The sequence below is a fragment of the Rhodococcus sp. NPDC003348 genome, from assembly GCF_053589375.1.
This window is the reverse complement of sequence record NZ_JBSFRT010000048.1, coordinates 28188-45893: the sequence shown is the minus strand read 5'-3', so window position 1 is coordinate 45893 and position 17706 is coordinate 28188. Positions and strand designations below refer to the sequence as shown.

At 67.9% G+C, this 17706-nt stretch carries 16 protein-coding genes; 11 read left to right on the top strand and 5 right to left on the bottom strand.

Features of this window, described 5'->3' with window-relative positions:
* Positions 1 to 422 precede the first annotated feature (422 nt).
* Positions 423 to 1055 carry a TetR/AcrR family transcriptional regulator gene (locus ACWDU4_RS24370; RefSeq protein ID WP_450116512.1) on the top strand — a complete coding sequence of 211 codons (633 nt, stop codon included), beginning with the start codon at positions 423 to 425 and terminating at the stop codon, positions 1053 to 1055.
* Positions 1056 to 1086: 31 nt separating this feature from the next.
* Positions 1087 to 2769: a 3-oxosteroid 1-dehydrogenase gene (gene kstD / locus ACWDU4_RS24365; RefSeq protein WP_450116511.1), complete on the top strand. Its 1683-nt coding sequence runs from the start codon at positions 1087 to 1089 to the stop codon at positions 2767 to 2769.
* A 172-nt stretch (positions 2770 to 2941) separates the two neighbouring features.
* Here kstD and ACWDU4_RS24360 read toward each other — a convergent pair whose 3' ends face one another.
* The 5 genes from ACWDU4_RS24360 to ACWDU4_RS24340 all read right to left on the bottom strand — a co-directional run bounded on the left by ACWDU4_RS24360 (position 2942) and on the right by ACWDU4_RS24340 (position 8096).
* Entirely contained in the window at positions 2942 to 4411 is a 1470-nt protein-coding gene (locus ACWDU4_RS24360) for an FAD-dependent oxidoreductase (RefSeq protein WP_450116510.1), read from the bottom strand.
* A gap of 85 nt (positions 4412 to 4496) precedes the next feature.
* Positions 4497 to 4925: a carboxymuconolactone decarboxylase family protein gene (locus ACWDU4_RS24355; RefSeq protein WP_450116509.1), complete on the bottom strand. Its 429-nt coding sequence runs from the start codon at positions 4923 to 4925 to the stop codon at positions 4497 to 4499.
* Entirely contained in the window at positions 4922 to 5824 is a 903-nt protein-coding gene (locus ACWDU4_RS24350; RefSeq protein ID WP_450116508.1) for an NAD(P)-dependent oxidoreductase, read from the bottom strand. Before ACWDU4_RS24350 ends, ACWDU4_RS24355 begins: the two co-directional genes overlap by 4 nt.
* Positions 5821 to 6570, bottom strand: coding sequence for an SDR family oxidoreductase (locus tag ACWDU4_RS24345; protein ID WP_450116507.1), 750 nt, complete (start codon positions 6568 to 6570; stop codon positions 5821 to 5823). The genes ACWDU4_RS24350 and ACWDU4_RS24345 overlap by 4 nt, the downstream gene beginning before the upstream one ends.
* A gap of 53 nt (positions 6571 to 6623) precedes the next feature.
* Positions 6624 to 8096, bottom strand: coding sequence for an aldehyde dehydrogenase (locus tag ACWDU4_RS24340; RefSeq protein ID WP_450116506.1), 1473 nt, complete (start codon positions 8094 to 8096; stop codon positions 6624 to 6626).
* A gap of 396 nt (positions 8097 to 8492) precedes the next feature.
* On the opposite strand from ACWDU4_RS24340, the gene ACWDU4_RS24335 reads away from it, so the two are divergent.
* The 9 genes from ACWDU4_RS24335 (at position 8493) to ACWDU4_RS24295 (ending at position 17663) form a co-directional block, all read left to right on the top strand.
* Positions 8493 to 9089 carry a TetR/AcrR family transcriptional regulator gene (locus ACWDU4_RS24335; protein WP_450116505.1) on the top strand — a complete coding sequence of 199 codons (597 nt, stop codon included), beginning with the start codon at positions 8493 to 8495 and terminating at the stop codon, positions 9087 to 9089.
* A 3-nt stretch (positions 9090 to 9092) separates the two neighbouring features.
* Positions 9093 to 10322 carry a cytochrome P450 gene (locus ACWDU4_RS24330; protein WP_450116504.1) on the top strand — a complete coding sequence of 410 codons (1230 nt, stop codon included), beginning with the start codon at positions 9093 to 9095 and terminating at the stop codon, positions 10320 to 10322.
* Positions 10322 to 11140, top strand: a complete 819-nt coding sequence (locus tag ACWDU4_RS24325; protein WP_450116503.1) for an SDR family oxidoreductase — start codon at positions 10322 to 10324, stop codon at positions 11138 to 11140. The genes ACWDU4_RS24330 and ACWDU4_RS24325 overlap by 1 nt, the downstream gene beginning before the upstream one ends.
* The gene (locus ACWDU4_RS24320; protein WP_450116502.1) at positions 11140 to 12564 is read left to right on the top strand and encodes a cytochrome P450; all 1425 of its coding nucleotides are present in this window, start codon (positions 11140 to 11142) and stop codon (positions 12562 to 12564) included. The genes ACWDU4_RS24325 and ACWDU4_RS24320 overlap by 1 nt, the downstream gene beginning before the upstream one ends.
* A 2-nt stretch (positions 12565 to 12566) precedes the next feature.
* Complete coding sequence (locus tag ACWDU4_RS24315) at positions 12567 to 12761, top strand: ferredoxin (protein ID WP_450116501.1); 195 nt, start codon at positions 12567 to 12569, stop codon at positions 12759 to 12761.
* Between the two features lie 62 nt (positions 12762 to 12823).
* Positions 12824 to 13375: a nuclear transport factor 2 family protein gene (locus ACWDU4_RS24310; RefSeq protein WP_450116500.1), complete on the top strand. Its 552-nt coding sequence runs from the start codon at positions 12824 to 12826 to the stop codon at positions 13373 to 13375.
* On the top strand, positions 13369 to 14631 hold the full coding sequence (locus ACWDU4_RS24305) for a hypothetical protein (protein WP_450116499.1): 1263 nt from the start codon (positions 13369 to 13371) through the stop codon (positions 14629 to 14631). The genes ACWDU4_RS24310 and ACWDU4_RS24305 overlap by 7 nt, the downstream gene beginning before the upstream one ends.
* A gap of 46 nt (positions 14632 to 14677) precedes the next feature.
* Positions 14678 to 16333 carry an acyl-CoA synthetase gene (locus ACWDU4_RS24300; RefSeq protein ID WP_450116498.1) on the top strand — a complete coding sequence of 552 codons (1656 nt, stop codon included), beginning with the start codon at positions 14678 to 14680 and terminating at the stop codon, positions 16331 to 16333.
* Between the two features lie 40 nt (positions 16334 to 16373).
* Complete coding sequence (locus ACWDU4_RS24295) at positions 16374 to 17663, top strand: cytochrome P450 (protein WP_450116497.1); 1290 nt, start codon at positions 16374 to 16376, stop codon at positions 17661 to 17663.
* The last annotated feature ends 43 nt before the right edge of the window (positions 17664 to 17706 follow it).

The window sequence follows — 17706 nt, the reverse complement described above, 5'->3', positions numbered from 1 at the left end:
GATCTCGTGGACCAGACGCACCCGCAGGGCGTCGAGTTGCCGCATCCGCGCCGACAGCTCCGGTACCAACTCGAGCAGGGTCTTCTCGTCGAGACGCCAGGCCTCCGCCCCGTGGGGTGCGGTGAGCATCTCGTCGAGTTCCATGAACCAACGCTACTAGAACAGGAGTTCGAATACAATGGGTTAGATTGGTGCGCAACAATATTCGAGATCAGTAGCTCGATCATCTGCTGGTGCCGCGGGATGGGGGAAGCGGCGACGGTGGTCACGCCGGCCATTGTCGGCCTGCTGACGGCACCGTAGTCGGGATCGGCAGTAGCTACTATCTTGACAGTAACTGTCATCTAGGGAGACACTTCCAGCATGCGCTGAGGTGTCCTGGAGGTCGCCTTCGCGATCATGGTCGGCACAGGAGGTCTGGAATGTCACTGAGGGAGCGGCAGCGGGCGTTGGTCCGAGCCGAGATTCAGCATGCGGCGTTCGCGCTGTTCGCCCGGGACGGGTTCGATGCCGTGACGACGGACCAGATCGCCGCCGAGGCGGGTGTCTCTCCGAGCACCTACTTCAGGCACGTCCGGAGCAAGGACGATCTGCTGTTGGATCCGGTCCGCGAGGGCGGTGCCGGAATCGTGGCGCTGCTCGAGGAGCGTCCTGCCGACGAGCCGGCGGATGTCGCTCTCTCGCAATCGATCCTGTCGCGCTCGAACGCATTCGCGGCGACAGAGATCGAGCAGTGGCGGGCGGCGTTCCGCACGGCCCCGCACCTGCTCGACCGGGTCGCGCTGATCACCCCGGAACACCGGACGCGGCTGGTCGAACTCGTCGGCCGGCGGATGTCACGGGATCCCGAGGTCGACAGCAACCCCGGACTGCTCGTGCACCTGATGCTCGCCGCCGCCGAATTCGGCTACCTGCAGTGGCTGCGCGGCTCGAGCGACCGAGGCGCTTCCCTGCCCGTGTGCGTCGAGGGAGCCCTCGACGCCGTGCTCGACGAACGGTGGAGCGCAGAACCGAAGGAGCCGCGCGGTCGGAGGGGCCGCGGCTCGGCATCGTGATTCACGACCAAGGACATGGAGGGTTGTCCCAATGAAGCAGGAGCTCAATTCGCCGGATGACACGGTCGATCTGATCGTCATCGGATCGGGCGCAGGCGGGATGGCGGCGGCGATCACCGCCGCGCACAGTGGACTCGGCGTCGTCATCGTGGAGAAGTCGGAGTACTGGGGCGGATCGTCCGCCCGATCCGGTGGCGGGGTGTGGATTCCCGGCAACTCCGTGCTGCGACAGCAGGCGCCGGCGGACGATCTCGAGTCGGCACGCACATATCTGACGAGCATCGTCGGTGACGGTGCCGACCGCGAGCGGATCGACACGTACATCGATCGCGGGCACGAGGCCCTCGACTTCCTCATCGAGAACTCGGGGCTGGACCTCGAGTGGGTTCGTGGCTACTCGGACTACTTCCCGGAAGCGCCCGGTGGACGCGTCACCGGACGCTCCTGCGAACCGCGCCCGTTCGACGGCCGGAAGCTCGGGGACGATCTGGCGACCCTGCACCCGTCGTACACGAAGGCGCCGCTCGGTGTGGTCGTCAAGCAGTCCGACTACCGGTGGCTGAGCACCGGGCTGCGGCACTGGCGTGGACCCCAGCGCATGGCCGCGGTGGGGACCCGCACCGCACTGGGCCGTCTCCGCGGAAAGAAGCTGGTCGGCCTCGGTTCCGCGCTCATGGGACAGCTGATGCTGGGTGTTCGCGCCGCCGGGGTGCCGGTTCGGCTGGGGACTGCGATGATCGAGCTTGTCACCGAGGGCGACCGCGTGGTCGGCGTCGTTCTCGACGAGGGAGGTGCCCGCACCACCCTGCGCGCCCGCCGCGGTGTAGTGCTCGCCTGCGGTGGGTTCGACCACAACGCCACGATGCGACAGCAGTACCAGCGCGCCCCGGTGGACACCTCGTGGAGCCTCGGGGCGCCGACCAACACCGGCGACGGGATCACCGCCGGCCTCACCGTCGGAGCCACGGTCTCCTGCATGGACGACGCCTGGTGGGCGCCGTCGATCCCGCTGCCGAACGGGCCGTGGTTCGCGCTGGCCGAGCGGTCGCTGCCGCGCAGCCTGATGGTCAACGCCCGCGGGACGCGGTTCATGAACGAGTCGCTGCCCTATGTGGAGGCCACGCACCGCATGTTCGGCGGGCCGTTCGGGCAGGGCGACGGCCCGGCCGAGAACCTGCCCGCCTGGCTGATCTTCGACCAGACCTACCGGGACCGGTACATGTTTGCCGGCGTTCCCGCCCGGCAACCGTTGCCGCGTTCCTGGCAGCGCGCCGGCGTGATCACCACCGCGCCGACGCTCGCCGACCTGGCCGAGAAGATCGGGGTCCCGGGCGACGCGCTGACCGACACGGTCGACCGGTTCAACTCGCACGCCCGCGCCGGGCACGACCCCGACTTCGGTCGCGGCCAGAGCGGCTACGACCACTACTACGGCGACATCACGAACAAGCCCAACCCCAGCCTCGGCGAGCTGACCAAGGCGCCCTTCTACGCGGCCAAGATGGTGCCGGGGGATCTCGGCACCAAGGGTGGAATCGACACGGACAGTTCCGCACACGCGCTCCGCGCGGACGGCACCGTGATCGCCGGGCTCTACGCGGTGGGCAACACCAGCGCCCCGGTCATGGGACACACCTACGCCGGACCGGGCGCCACCATCGGCCCCGCGATCGTCTTCGGCTATCTCGCCGCGCTCGACGCCGCGCGCAGCTGACGCCGGGCACGACGCGAGCGACGTCGAAGGCCTTTCATCGCGCCGGGTGATATCGGTTCGGGGCCGGCAGCCACGCATCGGCTCGGGGGCCTTCCCGACACCGAAACCTGCGAAAGTCACTCGGGCGCCGCCCATCCCTCGGGATGAGCGGCGCCCGTTTCCGTGTGTCCGTTCAGGCCTTCGCGGCGGAGATCCCCGCGCGGCGGCCGTAGAAGCTGCCGTCGCCGAGGGAGGTGCCCGATGCGTAGCCGCCGGCGCAGACGCCTGCGGTGCAGCGGCCGGCGGCGAAGAGGCCGGGGATCGGTTCGCCGGAGACGTGCAGGACCTCGGAGTCGATCGAGGTGCGCAGGCCGCCGAGGGTGAAGCCGGCGGTGCAGTTCCTCAGATCGAGCGCGGCGATGGGGGAGCCGATCGGCTTGACCCACTCCGGCTTCTTGCCGAGCACCGGGTCCTCACCGTTCTCCGCGTGCCGGTTGTACACCTCGACGGTCGCCTGCAGGGTGCCCGCGGGCAGCCCCATGTCGGACTCGAGTTCCTCGACTGTCTCGGCCACCCACTTGGGCTGGAACCGGAAGAACGGCGTCGAGCTGGTCGCCGCGCAGCCTTCTTCGTAGGCCGCCTCGTCGATGATCAGATAGGCCTGGTTCTCGTTGCGCAGCAACGTTTCCTGGCCGATCCGGCCGGGGTACGTGTCCTCGTTGACGTACCGCTGGCCGCGTCCGTTGACGAGGATGCCGCGGACCATGAGCTGTGGGTCGCCGAAGAACGCGACCTCGGTCGCGTCCATGTGCGCGAGATCCGCACCGATCGCCTGTGCCATCTGGATGGCCTTGCCGTCGTGCTCCTCGATCGCGGCGCCGGGGCGCCCGATCAGCCGCGGTGCGTACGACTGCACCATCTCCTTGTTGTAGGCGAAGCTGCCGGTCGCGAGCACGACGCCGCGGCGGGCGCGGATCGCGAGTTCCTTGCCGTACTGCTTGGCGACGATGCCGACGACGCGCCCCGTCTCGTCCACGATCAGTCGCTGTACCCGCATGTCGTACTCGGACCGCACGCCGAGTGCCTCGGCAGTCTCGACGAGCGGCTTCATCAGCATGTAGCCACCGCCCTTCTCGCCGGTCCGCTTGCCCGTCATCTGCGGGACGTGACCGCGCGGGGCGGGGGAGGCGATCTCCTTGAACGGGGAGGAGTTCTCGCCGCCGGAGTACATCAGCCCGTCGTCGAACGGGGTCTCCCAGCCGGGCTGACCGTAGAAGCTCTCCTTGAACGGCACCCCGTTGTCGACGAGCCAGTTGTAGTGGTCGACGCTGCCGTTGCAGTAGTCGGTGATCTTCTCCTCGTCGGCGCCCGGACCGAGGGCGGCCATCATGAACGCCTTCATGTTCTCGGGGGTGTCGTCGAACCCGAGCGCCTTCTGCAGCGGCGTGCCGCCGCCCAGGTAGATGAACCCACCGGCCAGGGCGGCCGCGCCACCCCATCCGCTGGTCCGCTCGAGCACCAGCACCTCGGCGCCTGCGCGGGCGGCCTCGATCGCGGCGCTGACGCCGGCGATGCCGTAGCCGGCGATGACGACGTCGGCTTCGTGGTGCCAGGTCTCGACGCTCTCTGCGGACTGGGGACGGATGGGGGTGGCCTCGGCCATCGGTGATCGGGTCCTTCTCGTCGGGGATTGTTACTTCAGTGCAAGTATTTCCGCCGCGGGCTCGTCCCGCGGCGGAATCCGCGGACTAGTTCGAGCCGTTCTCGGCGGCCTTGGCCGCCGCCTTCTCTGCCGCCCGGGCGGCCTTCGCGCGATCCGCGACGACCGCGATGCGGGAGGCGTTCACGCCGCTCGCGAGGGGATACCCGACGTAGTGGGCAAGGAGGATGACGATCTCCTCCATCTGCTCCTCGGTCAGTTCCTCGTTCTGCAGCGCCGCATTGATCTGCACCTTCGCCAGGTCGAACTGGCCCTGAGCCGCGAGCGCCCCGAGTACGAGCAGTCTGCGATCCCTGATCGTCAGCCCGGGCCGGTTCCAGATCTCGCCGAAGAGGTGCTCGACGGTCTGGGTGTAGAAGTCGCCGAGGTCGCCCGAGGGCATCTCCCAGCCGTACACCGTCTTCATCGTCTTCAGTCCGCGGGCACGGATCTCGCTGATCCCGTTCTGATCGGTCATGCGTTCTCCTTCGCAAAGGTGGTGGCGATCTCGCCCGGGCCGACGCCGAGGCCGGCGCCCAGTCCGGCGATCGCGCGGACGGCCAGCGGCAGCTCGACGTCGAGTCGGTCACCGAGGCCGAGGGCGAGCGAGAGGTCCTTCTCGCCGAGGTTGCGGGTGTGCGAGAGGATCGGGAACCATGGATCGGACTCCTCGAGCGCCGCGGTCGTCTCGCGCAGCATGATCGCGCCCGCCCCGCCGGTGATGGAATCGGTGTGCCGAACCACCTTCCCGAGCTTGCGGATGTCGATCCCGGCGGCCTCCGCCAGGCGCTGCGCCTCGGTCGCCGCCGTGAACGAGATGAAGTGAAGGAGGTTGCGGGCCAGTTTCATCCGGGTGCCCGCGCCCACCTCACCCGCGTGCACGACCATCTCCGCGAACAGGCCGAACGGCTCCTTCACGGCCGCGAACGCCTCCTCGTCGGCGCCGACCATGACGGCGAGGCGGCCCTGTTGGGCACCCATCGCGCCGCCACTGATCGGGGCGTCCACCAGGTGCACGCCCTCCTCCCGGCAGGTCTGCGCCAGCTCCACCGCGGTGGTGTCCGAGATCGTCGAATGGACCGCGACGACGGTGCCTGGCCGCGCGGTGGACAGGATGCCGTCCGGTCCGGCGACGACATCGCGGACCTGGGCGTCGTCGAGGACGGTCACCGAGATGACCGACGCCTCGGCGGCGACGGCGGCCGGTGTGGCCGCGGCCCGGGCGCCGTCGGCGACGAACGGCTCGACTGCTTCGGGGCGGGCATCGCACACCACGAGCCCACCCGGCCAGGCGAGCAGACGCTTGGCCATCGGGGCGCCCATGTTGCCGAGGCCGATGTAGCCGACGGTCACCGCCGTCGAATCGGGAGCGCTCACGAGCGGTACACCTGCCCGCCGTCGACGTTGTAGATCTGACCGCTGATCCAGCTCGCCTCATCGGAGAGCAGGAACAGGCACAGCCCGGCGAGATCCTCGGGGGTTCCCATACGCTGCAACGGGATCCGCTGGACGATCTGGTCGACAATGGCCTTCGGGGTGGACGTGCGGGTGGCCTCGGTGTCGATCGGGCCGGGTGCGATCGCGTTGATCCGGATCTTCGACCAGCCCAGCTCGGTGGCCAGCTGCTGCGTCAGGCTGTTGATGCCTGCCTTGGCCAGGCCGTAGTAGTTCGAGTAGGTCCAGGCCGCGGTCGAGGACTGGTTCACGATCGAGCCGCCCTTGGCCCGCATGTGGGGGACCACCGCACGGCACACCAGCAGGGCGCCGTCCATGTTGACGCTCATGAACCTGCGGTAGTAGTCCCAGTCCACGGTGAGCAGCGAGTCGATCTTCATGCCGCCGTAGATCGCGGCGTTGTTGACCAGGTGGTCGATGCCGCCGAACTTCTCGATCGTCACGTCGGCCAGTTCCTGCGCCGAGGCGCCGTCGGACACGTCGACCCGCTGGAAGATCGCGGAGCCGCCGTCGGCGACGATCTGCTTGGCGACCTGCTCGCCGAGGTCGGCGTTCAGGTCGGCGACCACCACGTTCGCGCCCTCGGCGGCGAGGCGCTTGGCGTAGACCTCACCGATGCCCTGTGCGGCGCCGGTGACGATCGCGGTGCGTCCGTCGAAACGTCCCATGCTGTTGTCCTGCTTTCTGTCGAGTCGAAGATTGCTCGGGAAGTGGCCGGGTTCTAGGAGGTGGCCGGGCCGGCGACGAGCTTGGTCTCGAGGTACTCCTCGAAGCCCGCGACACCCATCTCCCGGCCGATGCCGGACTGCTTGTAGCCGCCGAACGGGGCGTCCGCGGAGTACCAGAGACCGCCGTTGACGCCGAGGGTGCCGGTGCGCACCCCGGCGACCACCCGTTCGATGCGTCCGGGGTCGGTGCCCCACACGGCCCCGGACAGGCCGTACGGCGAGTCGTTGGCGATCCGGATCGCATCCTCGTCCCCGTCGTAGGGCAGGATCACGAGCACGGGTCCGAAGATCTCCTCCTGTGCCACTCGCGCGGAGTTGTCCAGTCCGGCAATGAGAGTCGGCTGGATGAAGTAACCGCGCTCCTGGCTTTCGAGGCGACCGCCGCCCGTGACGAAGGTGCCGCCCTCCTCGAGTGCGAGGTTCAGGTAGCCCTCGACGCGCTCGCGCTGCTTCGCCGAGATCAGCGGTCCGCAGACGACGCCGGGCTTGGTCGGGTCGCCGACCCCGACCCCCGCGAGTGCCTTGGCGGCGGCCGCGACGGCCTCGTCGTACTTCTCACGGGGCACCAGCAGGCGGGTGCACAGCGCGCAGCCCTGGCCGGCGTGCACGGCCACCGAGAACGCCGCCATGGAGCTTGCGGCCTTGATGTCGGCGTCGTCGAGGACGATGAACGCGGACTTGCCGCCGAGTTCGAGGAACACCTTCTTCAGGGACTGCGAGGCCGCGGCCATCACGGCGCGGCCGGTCGCCGTGGACCCGGTGAACGAGACCAGGTCGACGCGAGGATCGGTGCACAGTTGCTCGCCGAGCTTGTGATCGGTGGAGGTGACGATGTTGACGACGCCGGCCGGGATCTCGGTCTCCTCGGCGATCACCTTGCCGACCAGCGCGGCGCACCACGGGGTGTCGGGGGCGGGCTTGAGTACGACGGTGTTGCCCGCGGCGAGTGCAGGCCCCAGCTTGGCGAAGTTGATCTGGTGCGGGAAGTTCCACGGTGTGATTGCGCCGACCACACCGACCGCCTCCTTGAGCAGCCGGCGGTGCGTGGGGATTCCCATCGGAGTCGCGTTGCCGAGATCCTGTTCCCACGAATAGCTTTCGGCGAGATCTGCCCAGTAGCGCAGGTCCTCGATCGGACCCTCGAGCTGCGGGCCTGCGGTGAGCATGGCCGGCGCGCCGACCTCGGCGATGGTGACCTCGCGCAGTTCCTCGATGTGCGACTGCAGCGCGTCGCAGAGTTGGCGCAGGCAGCGGGCGCGGAAGGCGTGGTTTCGGGACCAGTCGGTGGTGTCGAAGGCGCGGCGGGCCGCGGTGATCGCGGCATCCATGTCCGACGCAGTGGCCTCGGCGGCGTGGCCGATCACCTCTTCGGTGGCCGGGTTCACGATCTCGAATGTGCCGCCGGAGCCGGGAACCAGTTTGCCGTCGACGAGCAGTGCCGAGCTGTCGGCAGGTCGAAGCGTCATTGCGCAGAACCTTCCTTTCTGGACAGGTGTCTGGACTATAGTTCGAACAAATGTCACACGCAATGGGTTTCGGGCAGAAGTGAATTCGAGATCGGGTCTCGACAAAACGTGAAAGCGGTGTCTACTGTGGGCACCGCCTCGGCGCCCCGGAGTCAGTTTCCGGGCCGTGGGTCGAGTGCTCTCTCGTTTCCCTGTTCGACTGATCGAAGGGAGTTCGTCATGAATCGAGTCGATGTGAGCGCCGGCGGCGGTGTCGTCGGTCGAACCGGGTTTGCCCGGTCGTGCCTCGTGAGATCGGAACGGTAGGGCGCTCAGCCCTGCTGACCAGCGACGATGGCGCGCGACACGATCCGGGATTCGGCCCGGAAGGATGGTTACGGGCAGCGAACTGTAGTAATGTCTGGACATGTGTCTAGTAGTAATCGTGTTTCCAGTAGCTTCGAATCCACCCGCCGGCGTCTGACGCCCAAGCAGGCCGACACCGTCGACCGCCTCTGTGTGGCCGCGGTGGACGTTCTGCGAGAAGAGGACTTCGCCGGGCTGACGGTCCGCACCGTCGCGGCCAGGGCGGGTGTCGGCCCCGCGACGGCGTACACCTACTTCTCGTCCAAGGAACACCTCGTCGCGGAGGTGTTCTGGCGCAGGCTCTCGCAGTCGCCGCGACCGGAGACGAACGGACACGATCGCACCGGGCGCGTCGTCGCGGTGCTGCGGGACATTGCGCTGCTGCTCGCCGACGAGCCCGGGCTCTCCGCCGCGGTCACCAACGCGCTGCTCGGCAGTGACCCGGACGTCGAACACCTGCGGTTGCGGATCGGCATCGAGATCCGGGACCGGCTCGTCGAGGCGCTGGGCGAGGACGCCGACCCCGACGTGCTCGAGACGCTCGAACTTCTCTACGCCGGAGCGCTGCTCCGAGCCGGCATGGGCTACGGGTCCTACGCGGACCTCGCCGACCGGCTGGAGCGTTCCGCCACAATAATTCTGGAGTAGCCAATGACCGACCCGACTGGTGCGACCCGCGCCGGATCCCTGATCGACCCAGTGGTCTTCAACCCGTACGACTACGACTTCCACGAGGATCCGTATCCCACGTACGCGCGGTTGCGCGCCGAGGCGCCGCTCTACCACAATCCGGAGATCGGGTTCTGGGCGTTGTCCCGGCACGCCGACGTCCAGGATGCGTTCAAGGACAACACGCGGCTCTCCAGTGCCAACGGGGTCTCGCTCGACCCGGCGGCCTACGGTCCGCACGCACACCTGGTGATGTCCTTCCTCGCCATGGACGACCCGCGGCACATGCGGCTCCGGCAGCTCGTCTCCCGCGGCTTCACTCCGCGCCGGGTCGCCGAGATGGACGGCCGGATCCTGGAACTGACACGGCAGTACCTGGATCCCGCGCTGGAGTCGGGTGAGTTCGACTGGATCGCCGAGGTCGCGGGCAAGCTGCCGATGGACGTGATCTCCGAACTGATGGGTGTGCCCCAACCCGACCGTGCGGAACTGCGACGGCTCGCGGATCTGGTGGTGCACCGCGAGGACGGGGTGCTCGACGTGCCGCAGGCGTCGGTCGAGGCGTCGATAAGCCTGATGGGCTACTACAAGGAGATGATCGAGCAGCGCCGGCGCTCTCGCACCGAGGACCTCACGTCGGCCCTGCTGGACGCCGAGATCGACGGCGACAAGCTGTCCGATCAGGAGATTCTCGGGTTCATGTTCCTCATGGTGGTCGCAGGCAACGAGACCACCACCAAGCTCCTCGGCAACGCCCTGTACTGGGGTGCGCACAATCCGGACCAGGTCGCGCCGGTGCTCGGTGACCCAGACCGGGTGTCGGACTGGGTCGAGGAGACCCTCCGCTACGACACCTCCAGCCAGATCGTCGCCCGCACCACCGCCGTCGACCTCGAGTACTACGGGCAGACGGTGCCGGCGGGGGAGAAGATGCTGCTGGTGATCGGGTCGGCCAACCGGGACGAGGACGTGTTCGACGACGCCGACCAGTTTCAGATCGGTCGTGACTCGACCAACAAGCTCGCGAGTTTCGGTGGCGGGGTGCACTTCTGCCTCGGCGCCCACCTCGCCCGGCTCGAAGCCAACATCGCGCTGCGGGAGTTCGCAACCCGGGTGCGCGAGTACGACGTCGACGAGTCCGGAATCGAACGTGTCCATTCGACGAACGTGCGGGGCTTCGCGGCCCTGCCGGTGAAGGTGAAGGTGCGCTGATGCCCCGTTTCGAGCCCAACCCCGACCGCAGGCCCGCGCTGATCAGCGGGGCATCCTCCGGAATCGGCGAGGCCACCGCCTACGCCCTCGCCGAGCTCGGGCACCCGGTCGCACTCGGCGCCCGCCGAGTCGAGCAGACCGAGGCGATCGCGGAGAAGATCCGCGCCAACGGCGGCGAGGCGTTCGTCCACCACCTCGACGTCACCGACGGCGAGTCCGTCGACGCATTCGTCACCGCCGCCGAGGCCGCCCTCGGACCGATCGAGATCGTGGTCTCCGGTGCCGGCGACCTCGAGTTCGGCATGGCCGACGAGATGGATCCGCTCCGCTTCTCCAAGCAGATCGACGTGCACCTGGTCGGCGCGCAGCGACTGGCTCACCGGGTGCTGCCCGGCATGCGCGAGCGCCAGCGCGGCGACTTCGTGTTGATCGGGTCGGACTGCGCCGACCGCCCGCGGCCGGGCATGGGCGCCTACGACGCCGCCAAGGCAGGCCTCGAGGCGATGGGCCGACAGATGCGAATGGAGCTCGAGGGCACCGGAATTCGGGCCTCGATCGTCCGCCCCGGGCCGACCTTCACCGGGATGGGCATGGACTCCACCCCGGAGATCCTCGCCCCCGTCGCCGAACTCTGGAGCAAGTGGGGCTTCGCGCGGCACGGCTACATGCTGCGCGCCTCCGACATGGCCAATGCCGTGCTCGCGGTCGTCACCGCGCCGCGCGGAGCGCATCTCGTGCTCGTCGAGGTGCAGCCGGAGGCCCCGCTGGCACCCCGTCCCACCCCCGAGAGCACCGACTCCACCGAGGAGAAGAACTGATGACGCTTCCACTCCCGCCCCGGGTGTCCGGCGGCGAACACGAGCACGGCCACCTCGAGGAACTGCGCACCGACCCGATCGCGCTGATGCGCCGGGTTCGCGAGGAGTGCGGCGATGTCGGGGTGTTCCGGCTCGTCGATCGTGACGTGGTGATGCTCTCGGGCGCCGAGGCCAACGAGTTCTTCTTCCGGTCCGACGACGAGGACCTCGATCAGCAGGCCGCCTACCCGTTCATGAAGCCGGTGTTCGGCGAGGGTGTCGTCTTCGATGCGAGCCCGGAGCGCCGCAAGGAGATGCTGCACAACACCGCGCTGCGTGGTGAGCAGATGAAGGGCCACGCGACCACGATCGGCATCGAGGTCGAGGACATGCTCTCGCGGTGGGGCGACGAGGGCGAGATCGACCTGCTCGAGTTCTTCGCCGAGCTGACCATCTACACATCCTCGGCGTGCCTGATCGGCAAGAAGTTCCGGGACGAGCTGGACGGCCGCTTCGCCGAGCTGTACCACGATCTCGAGCAGGGCACCGACGCCCTGGCCTTCGTGGACCCGTACGCGCCGATCGAGAGCTTCCGCCGCCGGGACGCCGCGCGCGTCGCCCTCGTCGAGCTGGTGCAGGGCATCATGGACGGCCGGATCGCGAATCCGCCTCAGGGCAAGGAGGATCGGGACATGCTCGACGTCCTGGTCTCGATCAAGGACGAGGAGGGCAACCTCCGGTTCTCCGCCGACGAGATCACCGGCATCTTCATCTCGATGATGTTCGCCGGCCACCACACCACCTCCGGCACCGCGGCGTGGTCGCTGATCGAACTGCTGCGCCACCCCGAGACGATGGCGGCGGTGACGACCGAGCTCGACGAGCTGTACTCCGACGGCGCGGACATCAGCTTCCACGCGCTACGCCAGATCCCGGTGCTCGAGGCCGTGATCAAGGAGACCCTCCGCCTGCACCCGCCGCTGATCCTGCTGCTGCGCGTCGCCCGCGGCGACTTCGAGGTCGGCGGGTTCGCGATCAACGAGGGCGATCTCGTCGCCGCGACCCCGGCGATCTCGAACCGGATCCCCGAGGACTTCCCGAATCCGGACCACTTCGATCCGGGCCGCTACATCGACCCGAACCAGGAGGACATCGTCAACCGGTGGACCTGGATCCCGTTCGGGGCGGGCAGGCACCGCTGCGTCGGCGCGGCCTTCGCGCAGATGCAGCTCAAGGCGATCTTCTCGTTGCTGTTGCGGGACTACGAGTTCGAGATGGCGCAGCCGGCGGACAGCTACCGCAACGACCACTCCAAGATGGTCGTCCAGCTGCAGCAGCCGTGCACGGTCCGCTACCGCAGGCGCACGAGCCGCGCGGCCGCCGTCGGTGCGGCCGCCGCTGCACCCGCGGGCTGCCCGGTCGCGCACAGCACGAGCGAGGCGTGATCATGCGCGTCGAGGCGGACCTGGACCTGTGCCAGGGGCACGCCGCCTGCGAGATGGAGGCGCCGGACGTGTTCACGGTGCCCAAACGGGGGAAGGTCGAAATCCTCGACGCGAACCCGCCCGAGTCGTTGCGCCCCGACGTGGAGAACGCGGTCCGCTACTGCCCGACCCAGGCGCTGCGGATCGTGGAGGACTGACAGCCGGGCGGCCGTCACACACACAGCCCCACCCACACACTTTTTCGAAGGAGAAGAAACCGATGACCGGATTCGATCGCGCCGAGCTCGACGAGATGGTGCAGCGTTGGCTGGATGCGAACAAGAAGGCCGAGGCCGAGGGTGACTGGAAGCCGTTGGCCGAGTTCTACACCGAGGACGCGACGTACGGCTGGAACTACGGTCCGAAGCAGGACTTCATGGCCGTCGGTCGGGACGAGATCCGGGAGGTGGCGCTGGGCCTCGAGATGCAGGGCCTCGAGGGCTGGGAGTACGACTACAAGCACGTTCTCGTCGACGACCGCACCGGCGACGTGATCGGGCTCTGGACCCAGGTCTCCGACGCCAAGCGTGAGGACGGCACCAACTACTCCGTGTACGGCATCGGCGGCAGCTGGTTCAAGTACGGCGGCAACTTCCAGTGGTCCTGGCAGCGCGACTTCTTCGACTTCGGCAACGTCTCCGCACTCTTCATGGAGATGATCCAGAACAACGCGCTGTCCGCGGGTATGCAGTCGCGGATCCAGCGATCCATCTCCGGCGAGAAGCTGCCGGGCTGGTACCCCGTCGGCCAGGCCCCGGTCCCGCTGTGGTGAGTCCCGAGACGGAGCCGGCGCGCTCGTTCGCGGCGCTCTCGCGTGCAGATCTCGCCACCCTGGTGCCGGAACTGCTGCTGACCGGCCAACTCATCGACCGCTCCGGCATGGCGCACCTGATCGTCGAATTCGGGCGCGAGGGTATGGCCCAGGTCGCGATCGAGGAATGGCAGGCGTCGAGTCCCTGGTACACCCGGCGCATGCAGAAGGCGCTGCGGTACGAGGGCGACGACGTGGTGACCATCTTCAAGGGTCTGCAACTCGACATCGGGGCGCCGCCGCAGTTCATGGACTTCCGGTACCGGGTGGACGACCCGCAGCACGGAGAGTTCTGGCTCGACCACTGCGGGGCACTGATGGACGTCGAGCCGCTCGGCGACGAGTACGTCACCGCTATGTGCCACGACATCGAGGACCCGACCTTCGACGCGACGGCACTCGCGACCAACCCGCATGCGCAGGTGCGGCCGATCCACCGGCCGCCGCGGCGGCCCGCCGACCGGCACCCGCACTGCGCGTGGACGGTGATCATCGACGACGCGCACGTTCCGCCCGTCATGGAGTCGCACACCGAGCAGATCGGGCGCACCGCCGCCAACGGCCTGGAACTGAGCCCGATCGACACCAGCGGCGAGGGCAACCACGACTACTCGGGCCCACTGCTCTCGGATGTCCGGTTCGCGGATTTCTCGCAGTCGGCACTGGTGCGGATCGCCGAGGAGGTGTCCCTGCAGCAGCATCTGCTCGCGCTCGGCTTCCTGATCGCCGTCCGCAAGCGGGCCGACGAGGGCAAGGCGCTGGAGATCACCCGCAAGCAGCTCACCGGTATCGCCGGCGTCACCGCGCAGCGGATCCGGGACGCGCTCGGACTGTCCGACGATCTCGAGAGTCTGGCGACGGTGCTGTCGCTGCATCCGCTGTTCAACCCGAAACAGTACGTGGACAGTGAGATTCGTTTCGACGGTGACCGGCTCGAACTCTGGATCGGACGTGGCGGACCGGTGGACGCGGACGGTGGCTGGCCGACCCTGATCGACGGCGAGCACCTGGAGGCGCTGCACGCGCTGGTGCGCGGAGTGAATCCGCGCTTCACCGTCCGGGTCGTTGGCGAGGAGCCCTCGGGCCTGCTCGTCGTGGTCGACACCACCGACGAGCCCGCTCGCGAATGCGTCGAGGTCGCGATCACCAAGGTCAGCACCGGCGCCGCTTTTGTTTTCGAAGACCGCGGAATTCCCCTGCCGCTGTATGTAATCTGACGCTCCACGTCAGCTGCGCGGCCGAACACTCGCAAAGGACATTTGCATGGCCTACACGTTCGCCGATCTGTTCGAGCACTCTGTGGACGCAATGCCCGACCGCGTCGCGATGATCGTCTCCGGCGAGGAGGTGACCTACCGTGAGCTCGACGAGCGGGCCAACCGGCTCGCCCACCACCTCGAGAACACCGGTTTCGGCGTGGGCGCCCACATCGGCATCCACATGCACAACTCGATCGAGACGATGGTCGCGATCATCGCGGCGTTCAAGCTCCGCGCCGTGCCGCTGACCGTGAACTACCGGTACACAGCCGACGAGCTGCAGTACCTCTACGACAACGCCGACCTCGAGGCCCTGGTGTTCCACCAGGGTTTCGCGGACAACGTCGCCGCGGTGCTGCCCGCGGCACCGCGAATCCGGCACCTGATCTCGGTTCCCGACGAGTTGGCGACCGGGCAGGAGGCACAGGTTCCGGACGCGCTCGCGTTCACCGACGCCCTGGCGGAGAGCACGCCCGAGAGGGGATTCGGGGAACGCAGCCCCGACGACCACTACATCTTCTACACCGGTGGCACGACCGGCAGGCCCAAGGGCGTGGTCTGGCGGCACGAGGACATCTGGCGGGTGCTCGCCGGCGGCATCGACTTCTATTCCGGTGAGCCGATCGCCGACGAGTTCCAGCAGTCCCGGAACGGTGTGGCCGCGGGCGAGGCGATGCGGTGGGTGATGCTGCCGCCGCTGATCCACACCTCGGCCCTGATGCCGACCTTCAACGCCTTCTTCTCGGGCAACACCGTGATCATGGAGCCGAAGTTCGACGCCGCCCGGGTGTGGGAGTTGGTCGCCGAACACCGGCCGCAGGTCATGGTGATCACCGGAGACGCGATGGGCAGGCCCCTGATCGACACCTTCCACGAACAGGACCGGGACACTTCGAGCCTGGCGGTGCTCGCATCCGGTGCGGCGTTGTTCTCCGGGTCGGTCAAGGATGCCTTCTTCGACGCGATGCCGAACCTGATGATCTCCGACTCGGTCGGATCCTCCGAGACAGGATTCGGCGGTATCGGTTTCGCCACCAAGGGGGTGGAGCAACACGGCGGCCCCAAGGTCGGCGGCAACAAGTACTCGGTCGTGGTCGACGACGACGGCCGCATCCTGCCGCCGGGCTCCGGCGGCGAGGGGTGGCTCACCAAGCTCGGCAACATCCCGGTCGGCTACTACAACGACCCCACGAAATCCGGCGAGATCTTCCGCACGGTGACGGGCTCCGCCGACGGGAGTTCCGCGAGCTCCACTCAACGCGCCGTCGTCACCGGCGACCGCGCCCGGATCGAGGACGACGGTTCGATCACCCTGCTCGGCCGCGGAAACATGGTGATCAACACCGGCGGTGAGAAGGTATTCGCGGAGGAGGTCGAGGCGGTCGTCAAGGCGCACCCGGACGTCTACGACGCGATCGTGATCGGCGTTCCCGACGACCGGTGGGGCAACCGGGTCGCCGCGGTGTTGCGGGCCCGCGACGGCGTCGAGCTGGACTTCGAATCCATCGAGAAGCACTCGCGCAGCCAGTTGGCCGGCTACAAGATTCCCCGCACCTTCTGGGTCGCGGCGGAGGTTGTGCGAACTCCCAGCGGCAAGCCCGACTTCGGCTGGGCCAAGGCCCACGCGACGGCGAACGACCCAGACCACCGAATCGACTAGACCTCCGCGCTCGGCGCGGACCTACGAGGAGTCCACTGCAATGGCCGACAACATCGACCTCGATCTGCCCGAAGGCTTCGACTTCACGAGCCCACAACTGCACGGCGAGCGGATGCCGTTCGAGGAGTACGCGAAGCTGCGTCGGCACGCGCCGGTGTGGTGGAACGCAAAGGACCCCGGGATCGACGGGTTCCAGGACGACGGCTTCTGGGTCGTCTCGCGGCACGCCGACATCCGGGACGTCTCCCTGCGTTCGGACGAGTTCTCCTCCAATGTGAACGGCGCGATTCCCCGTCACGAGGCCACGATTTCACCCGAGGAACTCGAGGTCACCAAGCACGTCCTGATCAACAAGGACGCCCCCGACCACACCAAACTGCGCAAACTGGTCTCGCGTCTGTTCACGCCGAGATCCGTGGAGTCGATGCGCGACGAACTCGAGGAACGCGCCGATCGGATCGCCTCGGGGGCCGTCGAGAGCGGTAGCGGTGACTTCGTGCACGAGGTCGCCAGTGAGCTCCCGATGCAGGCGATCTCGGAGCTGCTCGGGGTTCCCGCCGAGGCGCGGCAGCAGCTGTTCGAGTGGTCCAATCAGATGACCGGTTACGACGACGAGACCCTGGCCGGCGAGTCCCGGATGGCCTCGGCGCAGATCCTCGGCTACGCGTACGAGTTGGCGGAGGCTCGGCGGGCGGAACCGCTCGACGACATCATCTCCGCCCTCGTGCAGGCCGACGTCGACGGCGAGGCCCTGACTCCGGAACAGTTCGGGTTCTTCGTCGTGATGCTCGCGGTTGCCGGAAACGAAACAACCCGAAACGCAACGACTCTCGGCTTGATGGCGTTTCTCGAGCACCCCGAACAGTGGGAGCTGTTCAAGCGGGAACGGCCGAAGACCGCTGCAGACGAGATCATCCGCTGGGCGTCACCGCTCATCGCGCAGCAGCGCACCGCGTTGCTGGACACCGAGATCGCGGGTACCTCGATCGCGAAGGGTCAGCGAGTGGTGCTGCTGTACGGGTCGGCGAACTTCGACGAGGAGGTGTTCGAGAACCCGAACACCTTCGACATCCTGCGTGACCCCAACCCGCATCTCGCCTTCGGCGGGACCGGTCCGCACTACTGCATCGGTGCGAATCTCGCGCGGATGGAGATCGATCTGATCTTCAACGCGATCGCCGACCACATGCCCGACATCACCAGACTCGGCGATGCGGTCCGGCTGCAGTCAGGGTGGATCAACGGCATCAAGGAGTTGCGGGTCGACTACGGCTGCCCGCAGTCGGCGAAGGCGCCGGCCGGCGCCGATCAGTGTCCCGTGGTGCACTGAACGTGACGGCGCCGGCGGGGTCGGGGGGACGCAATACCGCGGT